General features: G+C 70.8%; 13 protein-coding genes. 6 read left to right on the plus strand and 7 right to left on the minus strand.

Going from position 1 to position 17,862, the window contains the following annotated elements; translation table 11 throughout:
• Nucleotides 1-43: 43 nt before the first annotated feature.
• A complete protein-coding gene (locus OG538_RS03255; protein ID WP_406089914.1) occupies nucleotides 44-2,479 on the plus strand; it encodes a Tex family protein in 2,436 nt (811 codons plus the stop codon).
• A 124-nt stretch (nucleotides 2,480-2,603) separates the two neighbouring features.
• On the opposite strand, the gene OG538_RS03260 is transcribed toward OG538_RS03255, so the two are convergent.
• Nucleotides 2,604-4,241: an ABC-F family ATP-binding cassette domain-containing protein gene (locus tag OG538_RS03260; RefSeq protein WP_406089916.1), complete on the minus strand. Its 1,638-nt coding sequence runs from the start codon at nucleotides 4,239-4,241 to the stop codon at nucleotides 2,604-2,606.
• A gap of 135 nt (nucleotides 4,242-4,376) precedes the next feature.
• Between OG538_RS03260 and OG538_RS03265 the strand changes: the two genes are divergently transcribed.
• On the plus strand, nucleotides 4,377-5,342 hold the full coding sequence (locus tag OG538_RS03265; RefSeq protein ID WP_406089917.1) for an FAD-dependent oxidoreductase: 966 nt from the start codon (nucleotides 4,377-4,379) through the stop codon (nucleotides 5,340-5,342).
• Nucleotides 5,343-5,368: 26 nt separating this feature from the next.
• Here the strand turns inward: OG538_RS03265 and OG538_RS03270 are convergent, their stop codons facing one another.
• Together OG538_RS03270 and OG538_RS03275 are read right to left on the minus strand one after the other, a co-directional pair.
• On the minus strand, nucleotides 5,369-7,114 hold the full coding sequence (locus tag OG538_RS03270; RefSeq protein ID WP_406089919.1) for a BCCT family transporter: 1,746 nt from the start codon (nucleotides 7,112-7,114) through the stop codon (nucleotides 5,369-5,371).
• 75 nt (nucleotides 7,115-7,189) lie between these two features.
• A complete protein-coding gene (locus OG538_RS03275) occupies nucleotides 7,190-8,545 on the minus strand; it encodes a M14 family metallocarboxypeptidase (RefSeq protein WP_406089921.1) in 1,356 nt (451 codons plus the stop codon).
• Nucleotides 8,546-8,792: 247 nt separating this feature from the next.
• On the opposite strand from OG538_RS03275, the gene OG538_RS03280 reads away from it, so the two are divergent.
• Both OG538_RS03280 and OG538_RS03285 read left to right on the plus strand, forming a co-directional pair.
• The gene (locus tag OG538_RS03280) at nucleotides 8,793-10,109 is read left to right on the plus strand and encodes an IS4 family transposase (protein WP_406089271.1); all 1,317 of its coding nucleotides are present in this window, start codon (nucleotides 8,793-8,795) and stop codon (nucleotides 10,107-10,109) included.
• A gap of 94 nt (nucleotides 10,110-10,203) precedes the next feature.
• Complete coding sequence (locus OG538_RS03285) at nucleotides 10,204-11,247, plus strand: LacI family DNA-binding transcriptional regulator (RefSeq protein WP_406089923.1); 1,044 nt, start codon at nucleotides 10,204-10,206, stop codon at nucleotides 11,245-11,247.
• Nucleotides 11,248-11,280: 33 nt separating this feature from the next.
• Here the strand turns inward: OG538_RS03285 and OG538_RS03290 are convergent, their stop codons facing one another.
• Nucleotides 11,281-12,156 (minus strand): oxygenase MpaB family protein, encoded by an 876-nt coding sequence (locus OG538_RS03290; protein WP_406089925.1) that lies wholly within the window; start codon nucleotides 12,154-12,156, stop codon nucleotides 11,281-11,283.
• Between the two features lie 282 nt (nucleotides 12,157-12,438).
• Here OG538_RS03290 and OG538_RS03295 point away from each other — a divergent pair, with 282 nt between their 5' ends.
• A complete protein-coding gene (locus OG538_RS03295; RefSeq protein ID WP_406089927.1) occupies nucleotides 12,439-13,413 on the plus strand; it encodes an oxygenase MpaB family protein in 975 nt (324 codons plus the stop codon).
• Here OG538_RS03295 and OG538_RS03300 read toward each other — a convergent pair.
• Nucleotides 13,331-13,963: a TetR/AcrR family transcriptional regulator gene (locus OG538_RS03300; RefSeq protein WP_406089929.1), complete on the minus strand. Its 633-nt coding sequence runs from the start codon at nucleotides 13,961-13,963 to the stop codon at nucleotides 13,331-13,333. The two genes, OG538_RS03295 and OG538_RS03300, sit on opposite strands and share 83 nt — an antisense overlap.
• Before the next feature lie 334 nt (nucleotides 13,964-14,297).
• The gene (locus OG538_RS03305) at nucleotides 14,298-14,777 is read right to left on the minus strand and encodes a macro domain-containing protein (RefSeq protein ID WP_406089931.1); all 480 of its coding nucleotides are present in this window, start codon (nucleotides 14,775-14,777) and stop codon (nucleotides 14,298-14,300) included.
• Nucleotides 14,778-14,906: 129 nt separating this feature from the next.
• Here OG538_RS03305 and OG538_RS03310 point away from each other — a divergent pair, with 129 nt between their 5' ends.
• Nucleotides 14,907-15,638, plus strand: coding sequence for a MerR family transcriptional regulator (locus OG538_RS03310; RefSeq protein WP_406089933.1), 732 nt, complete (start codon nucleotides 14,907-14,909; stop codon nucleotides 15,636-15,638).
• A 43-nt stretch (nucleotides 15,639-15,681) separates the two neighbouring features.
• Here OG538_RS03310 and OG538_RS03315 read toward each other — a convergent pair whose 3' ends face one another.
• The gene (locus OG538_RS03315; protein ID WP_406089935.1) at nucleotides 15,682-17,853 is read right to left on the minus strand and encodes a 3-hydroxyacyl-CoA dehydrogenase NAD-binding domain-containing protein; all 2,172 of its coding nucleotides are present in this window, start codon (nucleotides 17,851-17,853) and stop codon (nucleotides 15,682-15,684) included.
• Between the last annotated feature and the right edge of the window lie 9 nt (nucleotides 17,854-17,862).

Below are 17,862 nucleotides of genomic sequence, written 5' to 3' on the forward strand. Positions count from 1 at the left end.
CCCGACCAGCACAGCCAGCAGGAGAAGGCGAGTCGGTAGAACCGTGACGACGTCCATCGAAGGCAGGATCGCCGAGGAGCTCGGCGTACGCGAGCGACAGGTGAAGGCGGCCGTCGAGCTGCTCGACGGCGGATCGACCGTGCCGTTCATCGCGCGCTACCGCAAGGAAGCGACCGAGATGCTCGACGATGCGCAGCTGCGCACGCTCGAGGAACGGCTGCGGTATCTGCGGGAGCTGGAGGAGCGCCGTGCGGCGATCCTCGAATCCGTACGGGAGCAGGGCAAGCTCGACGAGGCGCTGGAAGCGCAGATCCGGGCCGCCGACACCAAGGCGCGTCTGGAGGACATCTACCTTCCGTTCAAACCGAAGCGGCGGACCAAGGCGCAGATCGCCCGGGAGGCCGGTCTCGAACCGCTCGCCTCCGGGCTGCTCGACGACCCGTCGACGGACCCGCTCGCCTCGGCCGCGGCCTTCGTCGACGCCGGCAAGGGCGTCGCGGACGCCGCTGCGGCCCTGGAGGGGGCCCGCGCCATCCTCACCGAGCGCTTTTCGGAGGACGCCGACCTGATCGGCGACCTGCGTGAGCGCATGTGGTCGCGCGGGCGGCTGATGGCCAGGGTGCGGGACGGCAAGGAGGAGGCGGGCGCCAAGTTCGCGGACTACTTCGACTTCGCCGAGCCGTTCACCGCGCTCCCCTCACACCGGGTGCTGGCGATGCTCCGGGGCGAGAAGGAGGACGTCCTCGACCTGGTCCTGGAGCCGGAGGAGCCGTCCGAGACGCCGGGCCCGTCGTCGTACGAGAACATGGTGGCCCGCCGCTTCGGGGTGAACGACCGCGGGCGTCCCGGTGACAAGTGGCTGGCCGACACGGTGCGCTGGGCGTGGCGGACCCGGATCCTCGTCCACCTCGGGATCGACCTGCGCCTGCGGCTGCGTACGGCGGCGGAGGACGAGGCGGTGCGCGTCTTCGCGTCGAACCTGCGCGATCTGCTCCTCGCCGCACCGGCCGGGACGCGGGCCACGCTGGGGCTCGACCCCGGCTTCCGTACCGGGGTGAAGGTCGCCGTCGTCGACGCGACCGGCAAGGTCGTCGCGACCGATGTCATCTACCCGCACGTCCCGGCGAACAAGTGGGACCAGTCGCTCGCCAAGCTGGAGCAGCTGGCGAAGGCGCACGATGTCGATCTGATCGCGATCGGGAACGGCACCGCGTCACGCGAGACGGACAAGCTCGCCGGTGAACTGTGCGACAAGCACCCGGAGCTGAAGCTCACCAAGGTGATGGTGTCGGAGGCGGGCGCCTCCGTGTACTCGGCCTCCGCCTTCGCCTCGCAGGAACTCCCCGACATGGACGTCTCGTTGCGTGGCGCGGTCTCGATCGCGCGCCGCCTCCAGGACCCCCTTGCCGAACTGGTGAAGATCGACCCGAAGTCCATCGGAGTCGGCCAGTACCAGCACGACCTGTCCGAGGTGAAGCTGTCGCGCTCGCTCGACGCGGTGGTCGAGGACTGTGTGAACGGAGTCGGGGTCGACGTCAACACCGCGTCGGCGCCGCTGCTCTCGCGGGTCTCCGGCATCGGTTCGGGGCTCGCGGAGAACATCGTGGCGCACCGCGACGCCAACGGCCCGTTCAGCTCCCGTAAGGGCCTCAAGGACGTGGCGCGGCTGGGCCCGAAGGCGTACGAGCAGTGCGCGGGCTTCCTGCGGATCCGCGGCGACGACCCGCTGGACGCCTCCAGTGTGCACCCGGAGGCGTACCCGGTGGTCCGTGCGATGGCGAAGCGGACGGGCGGTGACGTCGCCTCGCTGGTCGGCAACTCGGACGTGCTGCGGACGCTGCGGGCGGACGACTTCGTGGACGAGAAGTTCGGGCTGCCGACCGTCACGGACATCCTCAGGGAGCTGGAGAAGCCCGGACGCGACCCGCGTCCGGCCTTCAAGACGGCCACCTTCAAGGAAGGCGTCGAGAAGATCGGCGACCTGGCGTCCGGGATGGTGCTGGAGGGCGTCGTGACGAACGTCGCGGCCTTCGGCGCGTTCGTGGACATCGGGGTGCACCAGGACGGTCTGGTGCACGTGTCGGCGATGTCGAGGACCTTCGTGAAGGACCCCCGCGATGTCGTGAAGCCGGGTGACATCGTCAAGGTCAAGGTCATGGAGGTCGACATCCCGCGGAAGCGGATCTCGTTGACGCTGCGGCTGGACGACGAGGCGGGCGCGGGCGCCGGTGCGGGCTCCGGAGCCACGGCCGGTGAGCGCGGCGGGCGTCCGCCGAGGCAGCGGCAGGGCCAGGGTCAGGGCGGATCGGGCGCGCGTGGCGGCCAGGGCGGCCAGGGGCGCGACCGGCGCGGTGGCGGGGGCGGCAACGGTGCCGGCGCTCGCCAGGCGCCGGCTGCGGCCCCGGCCAACGGCGCGATGGCCGACGCGCTGCGGCGGGCGGGGCTGGTGGATCCCACGAAGGGCGGCAAGAAGCGCTAGCCGCCGTGGGGCGGAGCGGGGAGAGGCGCGCGCCGGCGGCGGGCCCTTTCCCCGCCCCGGCCCTTCGCGTGATCCGGAGCCCCGCCCCGGGCCCCGCGCCTCGGACCGGCGAAGGCCGGAACGGTCAGATCTCCGTCAGCCGGCCCGCCGCCACCTCGACGCGGCGCGTCGTGCGGACCGCCTCCAGCATCCGGCGGTCGTGCGTCACCAGCAGCAGCGTCCCCGTGTAGGAGTCGAGCGCCGACTCCAGCTGTTCGATCGCGGGCAGGTCCAGGTGGTTCGTGGGCTCGTCCAGCACCAGGAGGTTGACGCCACGGCCCTGGAGGAGCGCGAGCGCCGCCCGGGTGCGCTCGCCCGGGGAGAGCGTGGTCGCCGGGCGCATCACATGGTCGGCACGCAGGCCGAATTTGGCGAGCAGCGTCCGGACCTCAGCGGGCTCCGTCTCGGGTACGGCCGCGCAGAACGCCTCCAGGAGCGACTCCGATCCGTGGAACAGTTGCCGTGCCTGGTCGACCTCACCGACGACCACTCCCGAGCCCAGGCTCGCGTGCCCCGAGTCCAGGGGGAGACGGCCGAGCAGGGCCGCGAGCAGAGTCGACTTGCCGGCTCCGTTGGCGCCGGTGATGGCGACCCGGTCCGCCCAGTCGATCTGGAGCGAGGCCGGCCCGAACGCGAAGTCGCCGCGGACGACCTGGGCCTCACGCAGGGTCGCCACGACGGAACCGGAGCGGGGCGCGGTCGCGATCTCCATCCGCAGTTCCCACTCCTTGCGCGGCTCGTCCACGACGTCGAGGCGCTCGATCATGCGCTGGGTCTGCCGGGCCTTCGCTGCCTGCTTCTCGCTCGACTCGCTGCGGAACTTGCGGGCCATCTTGTCCGAGTCCGAGGCCTTGCGGCGGGCGTTCCTGACGCCCTTGTCCATCCAGGAACGCTGCATCAGGGCCCGGCCTTCGAGTGCCGAGCGCTTGTCCGCGTACTCCTCGAACTCCTCACGGGCGTGCCTGCGGGCCCGGTCGCGCTCCTCCAGGTAGGCCGCGTAGCCGCCGCCGTACAGGTTGATCTGCTGCTGGGCGAGGTCGAGTTCGAGGACCTTGGTGACCGTGCGCATCAGGAACTCGCGGTCGTGGCTGATGACGACCGTGCCGGCGCGCAGCCCGGAGACGTACCGCTCCAGCCGTTCCAGACCGTCCAGGTCGAGGTCGTTGGTGGGCTCGTCCAGCAGGAAGATGTCGTAGCGCGACAGCAGCAGCGAGGCGAGGCCCGCGCGGGCGGCCTGGCCGCCGGAGAGTGCGGTCATCGGCAGGTCGAGTCCGACGGTGAGGCCGAGGTCGGCCGCGATCTCCTCGGCCCGCTCGTCCAGATCGGCGCCGCCCAGTGCGAGCCAGCGCTCCAGCGACTCGGAGTACGCGTCGTCGGCGCCGGGTGCCCCGTCCACGAGGGCCTGCGTGGCGGCGTCCATGGTGGTCTGGGCGTCGGCGACGCCTGTGCGGCGGGCCAGGAACGCGCGCACGGTCTCGCCGGGGCGGCGCTCCGGTTCCTGTGGCAGGTGCCCGACCGTGGCGGTGGGCGGGGAGAGCCGCAGCTCGCCCTCCTCCGGCTGGTCGAGCCCGGCGAGCAGGCGGAGCAGCGACGATTTACCGGCGCCGTTGACTCCGACGAGACCGATCACGTCACCGGGCGCGACCACGAGGTCGAGCTCGGCGAAGAGAGTGCGGTCGCCGTGTCCGGCGGCGAGGTCCTTGGCGACGAGGGTGGCAGTCATCAGGGTGCCGATCCTAATCGGCCGCCGGACCACCTCGGGCGGTCAGGCCCACCGGTGCCCCGCGGAGGCGGCCGGCAGGGCCTTCGACCGTGCACCGCTGAGCACGGCGGCGCGGATGTCCGTTAGCGTCCGGCCATGAGTCGAGACGTGACGGGCCAGGGCAGCGGCGGGGCGGCAGTGTCGGATGTGGTCGTGGTGGGCGGCGGGGTCAGCGGTCTCACCACGGCGATGGTGCTCGCGGGGCGCGGCCACCGGGTGCGGGTCTGGTCCGCGGCACCGGCCTCGGCCACGACGTCGGCGGTCGCGGGCGCCCTGTGGTGGCCGTACCGGATCGAGCCGCAGAACCGGGTGGGCGGGTGGTCACTGACCACGCTGCGGTGGTACGAGGAGCTGGCCGCCCGTCCGCGGGAGACCGGCGTGCGGCTGGTCGAGGGAGTGCACCGCGGCGAGCGGCTCGCCGGGCTCGGGCCGTGGGCGGGGCAGCTGAACGACGTGGTGGAGAGCGCTGAGGGGCTGCGGTGCCGGCTGCCGCTGATCGACATGCCCGTCCACCTGGGGTGGCTGGAGGGACGGGTCAGGGCGGCCGGGGGCTCGGTGGAGCGGCGGACCGTCACCTCGTTCGACGAGGCGGCCGCCGAGGCGGCGACGGTGGTCAACTGCGCGGGGCTCGGTGCCCGGGACCTGGTTCCGGACTCCGGGATGCGGCCGGTGCGCGGCCAGTTGGTGCTGGTGGAGAACCCCGGGATCGAGGAGTGGTTCACCGAGGCGGACCCGGCGTCGAGCGAGACCACGTACTTCTTCCCGCAGCCGGGCCGGCTGGTGCTCGGCGGCACGGCCCGGGCCGACGACTGGAGCACGGTGCCCGATCCCCGTACGGCGCAGGAGATCGTGGCCCGGTGCGCCCGGGTCCGCCCGGAGATAGCCGGGGCGCGGGTCGTCGGACACCGGGTGGGACTACGGCCCGCCCGGGACGCGGGGGTGCGGATCGAGGCCGAGCCGCTGCCCGGCGGCGGGCGTCTGGTGCACAACTACGGGCACGGGGGCGCGGGGGTGACGGTGGCACTGGGGTGCGCAGAGGCGGCGGCCCGCCTGGTGGGCTGATCCGTCGGCTCCGCGCACCCCGCGCATCAGTCGCCCGCGGGCGTCGGACCGCCGGGCTTGTCGTGCCGCTCGGTGGTGATCTGGCTGCCGCCGGGACCGATCCGGATCTCGAAGTCGCCGTCGTACTTGGCGTGCCCCTCGATGACCGCGGACTCGACGGCTTCCACCCCGAACTCACGGCGCACGATGAGCGGGTCCTCCCGCAGGTCCCGCATCAGTGCCACGCACATGCCGATCATCACGATGGTGAAGGGCGCGGCCACCAGAATGGTCAGGTTCTGCAGACCGGCCAGCGCATCGCCCTTTCCGTTCCCGATGAGCAGCATGACCGCCGCCACCGCGCCGGTGACGACGCCCCAGAAGATGACGACCCACTTGGCCGGTTCGAGGATGCCCTTCTGCGAGAGGGTGCCCATCACGATGGAGGCCGCGTCCGCGCCCGAGACGAAGAAGATGCCGACCAGGATCATCACCAGCAGGCTCATCACGGTGGGGATGGGGAACTGCTGCAGTACGCCGAAGAGCTGGGCCTCCTGGGTGTCGGCGCCGTCCAGCTTCCCCGCCTCCTGGAGCTTGATGGCGGTGCCGCCGAAGATCGCGAACCAGATGAGACTGACGGTGCTGGGCACCAGGATGACGCCGCCGATGAACTGACGGATCGTCCGCCCGCGGCTGATCCTGGCGATGAACATGCCGACGAACGGCGTCCAGGAGATCCACCAGGCCCAGTAGAAGACGGTCCAGCTGCTGAGCCAGTCGGCGACCTCACCCTTGCCGGTCGCCTCCGTGCGGCCGGCGAGCTGCGGCAGATCACCGAGGTAGGCGGCGATCGAGGTGGGCAGCAGGTCGAGCACGATGATGGTGGGGCCCGCGATGAACACGAAGACGGCGAGGATCAGGGCGAGCACCATGTTGATGTTGGACAGCCACTGGATGCCCTTCTCCACGCCGGAGATCGCCGAGGCGACGAAGGCGACCGTCAGTACGGCGATGATCAGGACGAGCAGTCCGGTGCCGGTCTTCTCCTTCCAGTTCAGCTCGTGAAATCCGCTGCCGATCTGGAGGGCTCCCAGGCCCAGCGAGGCGGCCGAACCGAAGAGCGTGGCGAAGATGGCGAGGATGTCGATGAACCGGCCGACACCGCCGTGGGCGTGCCGGGCACCGATGAGCGGCTCGAAGACCGCGCTGATCGTCTGACGCCTGCGGCGCCGATAGGTGCTGTACGCGATCGCGAGACCGACCACCGCGTAGATCGCCCAGGGATGGAGCGTCCAGTGGAAGAGGGTGGTGGCCATGGCCGTCTGCATCGCGTCGGCGGCGTCGGCCGGATGGGTCCCGGGCGGGTGGTGGATGAAGTGCGCCAGGGGCTCGCTGACTCCGTAGAACATCAGGCCGATGCCCATGCCCGCGCTGAACATCATCGCGACCCAGGACACGGTCCGGAATTCCGGCTCCTCGCCCTCCTGACCCAGGGAGATCTTCCCGTACCTGCTGATGGCGAGCCAGAGTGCGAACACCACGAACCCCGAGGCCGCCAGCATGAAGGCCCAGCCACCGTTGTGCATCAGGCCGTTGAGCAGGGTGCTGGAGGCGTCCTCCAGCGAGTCGGTGGCGGTCGCCCCCCAGACGACGAAGGCGAGGGTGAGGACTGCGGTGACTCCGAACACCACCCGGTCGGTCGTGGGGTGCCGGCCCTGGGTCGGATCACCGGGCAGATCCGCCGTCACCGACAGGTCCCCCTTACCGCCCGTTCTCTGATCGTCCTGCGACACGAATGGCACCTTTCGCGGAAGCTGAATTTTTCGCTCTCCGTAGGCAGTACCACACACGGTGTGCTTCTCCCGGGATCAACAAGCGGTATCGGGTTGACCGCTTGTGAGGCGATATGTCGCCCTTCCGTCCAGGAGCAGCGGGATCAGCCTCCGGGCCGGCTGTCGCAGGGGCACGTACACACCGTCACCGTCGGGCCGGGACGTGACGCCGTGCAGGGCCAGTTCGTCCCGCACGTCGGCATAGCGGTCCGCCGTGAGCCGGTAGCCGCAGGGCGGGTCGAAGAGGATCTCACCGGGCTCCGCCGCCTCGTTGTCAGCTCCCCCGAGATACACCGGCCCCCGGTCGGCGTACCCGGCCGCGCGCGAACGGGCGGTGGCGGCGAGGATGCGGTCGCGCTCGTCCTCCGCGTAGGCGAAGAGCGCGTCGATCCCGGCCCGTTGGGATCGCACGCGACGCCGGTGCCCCAGGCCGGGGTCGGTCCGCTCGGCGTCGGAGAGCGCGTCGGTGCGGGATTCGACGAGCAGGCCGATGGCGTGGTCTAGGGCTGCGGTGTTGCGCAGGATGCGTTCCTGTCCGTCGCCCGCGGTCTGTTCGATCGGACTGCCGGTCGCCGGGTCGGTCCGGACCCCGTAACGACCGCTGGTGAACCCGGCGTCCAGCGCGGCAGGCCGCACGAAGTGTTCGACCAGACGCTCGGACTCCGCGTGCACCCGGTCGTCGGTGTTGAGGTTCCGGGGCCAGAGGGCGTAGAGGTCCTTGTCGTAGGAGGGCGAGGCGGCACCGTACTCGTGGAGGTCGGCGATGACATCGGGGGTCCGGTCCCTGATGACCGCGGCGAGGGCACGGGCCTCGGCGGTCCGCAGGGCGAGGTGGTCGCGGTTGATGTCCAGACCGTCCGCGTTGCCCCGGGTTCCGGCGGCCAGGCCGTCGGGGTTGGCGGTCGGCAGGAGGAGGATCTCGGTGCGGGAAAGGAGGGCGTGGGTCGCCGGGTCCGTGGCGTAGGCGAGGTCGCGGATCACCGTCAGGCACGCCTCGCGGCCGGCGGGTTCGTCGCCGTGCTGGCTGCACACCAGCAGCAGGGTGAGCCCCGGTGTGCGGCCGCCGCCGATCCGGACGAGGCGCAGGGGGCGTCCCTGCCGCGTGATGCCGATCCGGTCCACGGAGACCCGGTCGCTGTCGCGTTCGACGGCGTCGAGCAGGGACCTCTCCTCGTCCACACGCGTCCACCGTGCACCGTGGGTGACCTCGAAGCCCGTACGGGGCGGGGTTCCCGCCGCCTCGGAGTTCGGGGTGACCAGCGGGACCGCGAGTGCGGCGGCGACGGCGATCAGGGTGAGGTTTCGGATGGTGGGCCGGCCGGAGTGCGCAGCGCTCCCGGACCGGCCGCGGGGGCCGTTCACCGGATGGGCGCCCCGCACACGTATCGGCATGGGCGGAAGGTACCCCCCTCGGTGACCGAGCGACAGGCCTGATCCGTACGGGACAGCCCTTAGGCCAAGGCCGTGAAGTTAGGGCTCGGGGGACGCCAACGTGTGGGGTCTGATCTGGTGCGATCCGGGACGTGAGAAGCGGAGCCCCGGTAGAACTGGCAGTCGACCAAGACAGCCGTTCACAGCACCGGAGGCTCCGCTGTCCGATCAGTGTGTCATCACGCGTGAAATCACGGTAGCCAAGGGCTTGTTCGCTCCTGGGCATCTGGGGGAACTCACCCGGATCGTCCCGTTCGAGATGGTCGATGCGGCCCTTGTCGAAACGGGTGCGGTCCAGCAGCGGCTGCGGAAGATTCCTGCCCGGGTGGTGGTCTACCTGCTGCTGGCCGCGGCCCTTTTCGACGACTGCGGCTACCTGGCAGTCTGGCGCAAGCTCACCGCCTCGCTGGAGGCGATACCGGTCGCGAAGGTCACCGGCACAGCGCTCTGGAACGCCCGGACCCGCCTGGGGGCGCGTCCCATGCAGGCCCTGTTCGACCTGTTGCGCGGGCCCGCGACAGCGATCCGTACCACCGGCGCCCATTTCAAGGGCCTGCTGACCGTCGCGATCGACGGCACCTGCCTCGACGTCCCCGACAGCCCACTGCACCGGGCCCGTCTGGGCGGGATCACCAACCAGTACGGGACCTCCGGCTACCCGCAGATCTGCCTGACCGCGCTGGTGGCCTGCGGCACCCGCGCGGTCCTGGACGCTGCCTTCGGCCCCCGCTCCAGCGGCGAGAGCGCCTACGCCAAGCAACTGGCCCGCTCCCTGCACGCGGGAATGATCGTCCTTCTCGACCGGGGCTTCTCCGGCAATCCGTTCCTGACCGCCGTCGCCGGCACCGAGGCCGCCTTCCTGGCCCGTATCTCGGCCGCCCGCAAGCCCCCGGTCCTGGCCCGCTTCGACGACGGCTCCCACCTCTCCCGCTTCGGCGGTCTCGAAGTCCGCATCATCGAGTGCGAGATCACCATCATTACCAGCCAGGGCCGCACGACCGGCCTCTACCGGCTGGCCACCAACCTCCTCGACCACCACCGATACCCGGCATCCAACCTGGTCAGCCTCTATCACGAGCGATGGGAAGTGGAATCCGCCTACTTCGCGATCAAGAAGTCGATGCTGGGCCGACGAGTCCTGCGCTCTCAGACCTGGGCAGGCATCACCCAAGAGGTCTATGCCCTCCTGAGCGCATACCAGGCCCTGCGGATCGCGATCGCCGACGCCACCGGGACCACACCCGGAGCAGACCCCGACCGGGGAAGTTTCAGCGTCGCACTACGATGCGCCCGCGATCAGATCGTCCGAGCCGCAGGCATCATCGCCGACTCCGTCATCGACCTCGCCGGAACGATCGGCCGAGCCGTCCTGGACCACCTCATGCCCGCCCGCCGCCTCCGCGTCAGCCCCCGAGCGGTGAAACGACCCCTATCCCGATACGCATACAAAAGCCTCAGAGTCGACCGGCGCACCTACACAGCCACCCTCAACATCAAGATCTTGACGCCAACGACCAAGCCTTAACTTCACGGCCTTGGCCCTTAGGCTGACCAGGTTCGCGCTGATCGGCCGGGCCCGGCCGCTCTTCGCACCCACTCCGCGCCCCGAGGAGCCTCTCTTGCCCGGTCCGACCTCCGACGCCCCGCACGACGCGCGCCCCACGCTGGAGGCAGTGGCGGCCCGCGCCGGAGTCTCCCGGGCGACCGCCTCGCGGGTGGTGAGGGGCGGTGCGGGGGTACGGCAGGCGCTCGTGGACCAGGTCCGCAAGGCGGTGGAGGAGCTCGGCTACATCCCGAACCACGCCGCCCGGACTCTGGTGACCCGGCGCAACGGGGCAGTCGCCGTGATCATCGACGAACCCGAGGCCCGGATCTTCTCCGACCCCTTCTTCTCCCAGCACATCCGCGGCATCAGCCGTGAACTCGGCGTCCACGACGCCCAACTGGTCCTGCTCCTGGTGGAGGGCAGCGGGGACTTCGAGCGCGTCACCCGCTATCTGGCCGGCGGGCATGTCGACGGAGTGCTCGCCTTCTCGCTGCACACCGGCGACCAACTGCCTGCGGTCATCCGAAGGTTCCGGGTGCCGACCGTCTACGGCGGCCGCCCGGGACGGCCGGGCGCGGCCTGCGAGCTCGCGGTCCCCTATGTGGACTGCGACAACCGGGGCGGCGCCCGCGAGGCCGTGCGCCACCTGGTCTCACTCGGCCGCCGGAACATCGCCCACATCGCGGGCCCACGCGACCAGACATCGGCGCTCGACCGGATCGACGGCTACGCCGACGTGCTGCCCGACGGCGATCCCGCCCTGATCGCGGACGGCGACTTCACCCCCGAGGGCGGCGCGCGGGCGATGGCGGAGTTGCTGGAGCGACGGCCCGACCTGGACGCGGTCTTCGCCGCCAACGACCTGATGGCGTCCGGCGCCCTGCGGGTGCTGCGCGAGCACGGCCGCCGGGTTCCCCACGATGTGGCCCTGGTCGGGTTCGACGACATGGAGTCGGTCGCCGAGGCGACCGATCCGCCGCTGACGACGATCCGTCAGGATGTGGTGGGAATGGGCCGGTTGATGGTACGACTCCTGATGGAACGGCTCAACGACGGTGTCTCGGGGCCCGGTTCGGTGATCACGCCGACCGAGCTGGTCCGCCGCGCCTCGGCGTGACCCCGACGCGGTGGCCGGCGGCAGTGAGCACGGTCAGCGGGCGCGGCGGGCCCGCCCGTGAGCCGCCCGCGCCCGTCGCGCCCGCGGAAGGTACCGCAGCCGTTCCGGCAGCACCGGCACGACCAGTCGCACGACGGCACAGAACCGCCGCAGCCTGCGCTCCTGCGCCCCCGTCCACTCCAGTCCGATCGCCTCGCGCGCGTCCGGCGGCATGAGCCCGACGGTGAGGAAGCTGCGGAAGCGGGCCAGAGGCGGTAGCAGCACCGGCCACGCGACCCTCAGCAGCAGCCGGAGGAGGAGCGGGCCCCGGTCGGGGGGCGGCACCGGGGTGCCCGTGGAGACGAGTTCCTCGACGACGGCGGTCCGTTCGACCTGTTCGGCGAGCATGCCGCGGTAGTAGGGCCAGAACTCCTCGATCGTCGCCGGCATGTCACGGTCGCGGATCCCGAGCACCCGGCCGACCTGGAGCCATTCCCGGTACAGCGCCCGTTCCTGCTCCGGGCCGAGCGGGCGGATGAGGTAGTGCGCCCCGTGCCGGTACACCGGGAAGCCCGTCGCGTGCACCCAGGCGTAGTTGTCCGGCGACAGGGCGTGATAGGGGCGTCCGCGGGTGTCGGTGCCCTGGATGGTGCGGTGCAGCCGGCGGAGCCGGCGCCCCTCCTCGGCGGCTTCCTCTCCCCCGTACACCCAGAGCTGGAGCGAGCTCAGGGAACGCTCCCCGCGACCCCACGGGTCGGTACGGAAGACCGAGTGCTCATCGACGCCCGCCCCGACCGCGGGATGGGCGACCTGGAGAGTGAGGGCAGCCGGCAGCATCAGCAGGGCCCGGACATCACCGGCCAGGCTCCACAGCACGCCGCCGGGCGGGGGCGGGACGGGCTCGGCGGCACCGGCTGTCTCGCTGCTCATGCGGTGCTCCCGACGGTCGACGGCGCCACGACTCGGCACAGGCCCCCTGCGTGATCCAGTATGCGAGCGCGGCGGGCGTCATGCGCAGCGACCCCGCGGAGCGCCCTGCCACCGGAGGTGTTGACGGGGCCGATGAAACAAGTCAATAGTATTTGTAACTTTGACTCCCGGACCGGATGGTCCGTCACATTCCTTGTGACAACGCCGAGTTGACACATCGGACAGCGACAACCCGCAACAGGGGCCCCGCAGGGAGTCGGTACACGGACAGGAGGGCACACCATGGGCCGATACAGCCGCCTGCACGAGATACGCCGGATGGATCCGGCGCGCGACTACGCCGAGATCCTTCGGCTGATCTCTCAGTACGAGTTCCCGTGGGACTACCGGCAGGGGGTGAGCGTCGCCTTCCTCCGTGACTACGGCGTCCCCCGGATCTCCGTTCTCCTCGATCGCACCCAGGAGTTCGAACGGGCCGGGCAGAAGCGGTATGACGACACGGTGCTGATCGGATACGAGATGGCCGCCGACGGCTTCGACTCGGAGCGCGGAAGGGCGGCAGCACGGCATCTCAACCGGATCCACGGCAAGTACAGCATCCCGAACGAGGACTTCCGCTACGTCCTCGCGACCACGGTCGTGGGGCCCAAGCGCTGGATCGACCGGTTCGGCTGGCGCCCGCTGTGCGCCCAGGAGGTCCAGGCGCTCGTGGAGACCGGCCGCAAGATGGCGGCGGTCATGGGGATCGAAGGGGCCCCCGACACGTACGCGGGGTTCGAGCGGCTCCTCGACTCCTACGAGGAGCGGATGTTCGCGTACGACCCGGCCAACCGGCGGGTCGCGAACGCCACCTTCCGCGTCATGGCCAGCTGGTACCCGCGTCCGTTACGTCCTCTGGTGGCGAGATTCTCGCTCGCTCTGCTGGACGATCCGCTGCTGAGGGCATTGGGTTTCCGGCCGCAGCCGCGATGGGCGCAGGCGTCGGCTTCGGCGGCCCTGCGCCTGCGCGCGCGGTGCGTGCGCAGGCTGCCGGCCAGGCCGCGGCGGTTCCCCTCGCGCCCACAGCCCCGTTCCTACCCCTTCGGCTGGCGGCTCGACGACCTCGGGCCGCACTGGGCCCGCAACCGCCCCCTGGAACCCCTGCCCGACGAAGCCGACGGGGCGGCCGGCGGTTCTAGCCGGCAGCCAGCAGCGGCACCAGATAGCAGCGGGCGAACTCCCGCACCTGGTTCTCGTCGTCGAGCTCGAAACAGCTGACGGGGTTGAGGAGGAAGGAGACGGTGATCCGCACCATCAGTTCGGCGACCGGGGTCGCATCGGCCGCCGGCCGGCCCTCCGCACGCCGGGCCTCGCGCAGCCGGTCGGCCAGGTAGTCACGGATGGCGAGCAACGCCGGTCCGCTCTCCAGTGTCAGGAACGGCAGCATGGTCTCGGGCTCCAGCCTCAGCAGACCGCCGATGAGCGGATGCTCCCGGATGTGACGGAGGACGGCGGCGAACCCCTCGACGAGCCGGTCCTCCATCGTCGGCAGCGCGGCCACGGCGTCGTCCACCTCCACCAGGAAGCGGCGGTATTCGCGCAGCAGACAGGCTGAGACGAGGCTGTCCTTGTTCCCGATCCGCCGGTACACGGTCACCCGGGAGACCCTGGCACGCTTGGCGACGTCGTCCACGGTGGAGCGTCGCAGCCCGAAGGTCATGAACTGCTCGCGTGCGGCGTCCAGGATCTGCTCACTGAGCGCATCGGAGGGCGGCGTCGCGCCGAGCGCCACGGCCAGCCGTGTCCCGTCGGTGCTCGGTACCGTCATGGGTCCTCCCCGTTCCGCCGCGTCCACCCCACCATAGGAGTCGATACGAAGCGACTCACCCCGTATCTCTGTAACAAGGCCGACAGGGCTCCGCCGGTGTCCGGTGGGCGCCCTGCCGGCAGGTGCGCCGTGCTCCCGTGCCGGCTCCTCTGCGCAAGGCCGTACGGACCCTGAGGGCTGTCCCGCAATTCCTGGTGGATCAGCGTGCGGCGTCGGATGCGGTGCATCGCAAGGCGGAGAGGCGCCCGCATACTGGATGCACTCGGGCGTTTCGACAACGCGGCGAGGTGCCGTAGCTGTCGTCGTGCGCCCGCCAGGAATTGCGGGACAGCCCTCAGTGGCCGAAGTCGTACACCGTCACCGAAATGCCCCGGCTCACCAGTCGCTTCTCGATCAGCGGCTCCATCCGGGACCACTTCCCGCCCGCCAGCCCGCAGCCGATCCGCGGCATGTGGACCGAGGCGCCCAGCTCGGCCGCTCTCCCGGCCACCGTCCCCAGCGCCGCGTCGATCGCCTCGTAGCGCACCGGGACCCCGTTGCTGCCCGTGCCCATACCTCGCTGGCCCACGGTGTTCACCACCCAGATGTACGGGCTCACCTGCACGAACTGCGCTGCGCCTAGGCCGAAGTCGTTGCCCGCGCGCTCCCGGTGCCATCGGCGGTAGGCCGCCTCCGGTTCGCGCCAGCGGCGCGACAGGGCCAGGACGAATCCCTTGCCCCAGCCACCGAGGTCGTTGCAGACATGGACGATCAGCTTGACGCCCTTGCCCTGGGGAGCGGTCGCGTCGCCCTTTACGTAAGTGATCTCGGACATGGCAGCAGGCTAAGCGTGCCCACTGACAGCCGGGCTCTTTCACATCATTGGTGAGACAGCAATACTGTTGCACCGGAGTGAGGCGCACGCACCCGGCGGCCCACCCGCGGGCGGACACGAGGAGCACACATGGCGACCGAGGGCGAGGAGCCGAAGCTCACCGTCGACGAACTGGCGGCACGCGCCGGGGTGACCGTGCGCACGGTGCGCTTCTACAGCACCCGGGGTCTGCTTCCGCCCCCGGTCATCGGGCCGCGCCGGGTAGGGCACTACGGGCACGGCCACCTCTCCCGGCTGGCGCTCATCGAGGAGCTCCAGCACCAGGGCATGACGCTTGCCGCGATCGAACGGTATCTGGAGCAGCTGCCGCCCGACCTGAGCGCCCACGACCTCGCGATCCACCGGGCTCTGGTGGCTTCGTGGGCGCCCGACTCGGCGGAGGACGCGACCCGCGAGGAACTGGAACGGCGCGCAGGGCGAGTGCTGGGCCCGCAGGACATCGAACGGCTGGCCGCGATGGGGGTACTGGAGCGGGCCGATCCGGGGGACGGCGTGTTCCGGCTGGATCCGGGCCTGCTGCGGCTCGGCGTGGAGCTGCTCGACGTACCCATCGCGCACGAGACGATCCTCGCCGCCCGTACGGTCCTGCTGGAGCACACCCGCTCGGCCGCGCACGAGCTGACCCGGCTCTTCCGGGACGAGGTGTGGGGTCCGTACCGGGAGCGGGAGTCGGACCCCGAGCACGTGAAGGCGATGAAGTCCTTGTCCGCGCACATGCAGCCGCTCGTGCTGCAGGCTCTGGTGACCGCGTTCCAGCGCTCCCTCAAGGAGGAGGTGCGGGCCGCCTTCGCGGCCGAGTAGCGCCCTGACGGGCCGCACCGGGGTGCGGCCCGTCGCGGCGTCGTCAGTCGTGGAACGTCTCGCCCTTCTCCGCCTTGGCCACGAGCAGTGCGGGCGGCAGGAACCGGTCCCCGTACCGTTCGGCGAGTTCCCGGGCGCGGGCCACGAAGCCGGGGAGGCCGCCCTCGTAGCCGTTGATGTACTGGAGCACGCCGCCGGTCCATGCCGGGAAGCCGATGCCCATGATGGAGCCGATGTTGGCGTCGGCGACGGTGATCAGGACGTTCTCCTCCAGGCAGCGGACACTGTCCAGGGCCTCCGAGAAGAGCATCCGCTCCTGCATGTCGGTGAAGGAGATGTCGGCGTCCGGCTTCACGAAGTGCTCGCGCAGTCCGGGCCACAGGCGGGTGCGCTTGCCGCTCTCGTCGTACTCGTAGAAGCCCGCGCCGCCACTGCGGCCGGGGCGGCCGAACTCGTCGACCATCCGGTCGATGACCGCGTCCGAGGGGTGACCGGCCCAGCTGCCGCCCGCCTCCTCGACGGCGCGCCTGGTCTCGTTGCGGATCTTGCGGGGCAGGGTGAGCGTCAGCTCGTCCATCAGCGAGAGCACCTTGGCCGGGTAGCCCGCCTGGGCGGCGGCCTGCTCGACGGACGCCGGCTCGACGCCTTCGCCGACCATGGCGACACCCTCGTTGATGAACTGTCCGATGACGCGCGAGGTGAAGAAGCCGCGCGAGTCGTTGACGACGATCGGTGTCTTCTTGATCCGGCGGACCAGGTCGAAGGCACGGGCCAGGGCCTCGTCACCGGTCTTCTCGCCCTTGATGATCTCGACGAGCGGCATCTTGTCGACGGGCGAGAAGAAGTGCAGCCCGATGAAGTCGACGGGGCGCGAAACCCCTTCGGCCAGGACCGTGATGGGCAGCGTGGAGGTGTTGGAGCAGAGCAGGGCGTCCGGCTCGATGATGTCCTGGATCTCCTGGAACACCTTGTGCTTGAGCCCGGTGTCCTCGAACACGGCCTCGATGACGGCGTCGCAGCCGGCCAGGTCGGCCGGGTCGCCGGTCGGGGTGATGCGGGCCAGCAGCTCGTCGCGCTGGGCCTCGGTCGTACGGCCCCGGGAGAGCGCCTTGTCGAGCAGCTTCTCGCTGTACGCCTTGCCCTTGGCCGCGGCCTCCGTGGAGACGTCCTTGAGGACGACCTCGATGCCGGCCCGGGCGCAGGAGTAGGCGATGCCCGCGCCCATCATGCCGGCGCCGAGGACGGCCACCTTGCGGACAGGGCGCTCCTCGATGCCCTTGGGGCGGCTGGCGCCGGAGTTGACGGCCTGGAGGTCGAAGAAGAACGCCTGGATCATGTTCTTCGAGACCTGGCCGGTGACCAGCTCGGTGAAGTAGCGGGCCTCGATCGTGAGCGCGGTCTCAAAGTCGACCTGAGAGCCCTCGACTGCCGCGGCCAGGATGTTGCGCGGCGCGGGCATGGGCGCGCCGGCGAGCTGCTTCTTCAGGTTGGACGGGAAGGCCGGCAGGTTGGCGGCGAACTTGGGGTTCGACGGGGTGCCACCGGGGATCCGGTAGCCCTTGACGTCCCACGGCTGCTGCGACTCGGGGTTGGCGTCGATGAAGGCCCGGGCCTTCTCCAGCATCTCCTCGCGGGTCGCGGCGACCTCGTGGATCAGGCCGTTCTCCAGGGCGCGCGCCGGGGTGTACTGGGTGCCCTGGAGCAGCACCTTGAGCAGCGCGTCGGCGATGCCCATCAGGCGTACGGTGCGGGTGACGCCACCCCCGGCGGGCAGCAGGCCGAGGGTGACCTCGGGCAGGCCGATGCGGGAGCCGGGGGCGTCGAGGGCGACGCGGTGGTGGGCGGCGAGCGCGATCTCGTAACCGCCGCCGAGGGCGGCCCCGTTGATGGCGGCGACGACGGGCTTGCCGAGGGTCTCGATGCGGCGCAGCGACCTCTTGATCGCGGTGCCGGCGTCGAACGCGGCCTGCGCGTTCTCGGGACCGATCCTGATCATGTCCTTGAGGTCGCCGCCCGCGAAGAAGGTCTTCTTGGCGGACGCGTAGATGATGCCCCGGATGGAGTCCTTCTCGGCCTCGGCCCGGTCGGCGACTGCCTCGATGGAGTCCCGGAAGGCCTGGTTCATCGTGTTGGCGGACTGGTTGGGGTCGTCGAGTACGAGGGTGACGACGCCGGTCTCGTCCTGTTCCCAGCGAATGGTCGTGCTCTCGGTCATTGCTTGTCT

The organism is Streptomyces sp. NBC_01013 (genome assembly GCF_045162765.1).
In the GTDB taxonomy this organism is placed as follows: Bacteria; Actinomycetota; Actinomycetes; order Streptomycetales; family Streptomycetaceae; genus Streptomyces.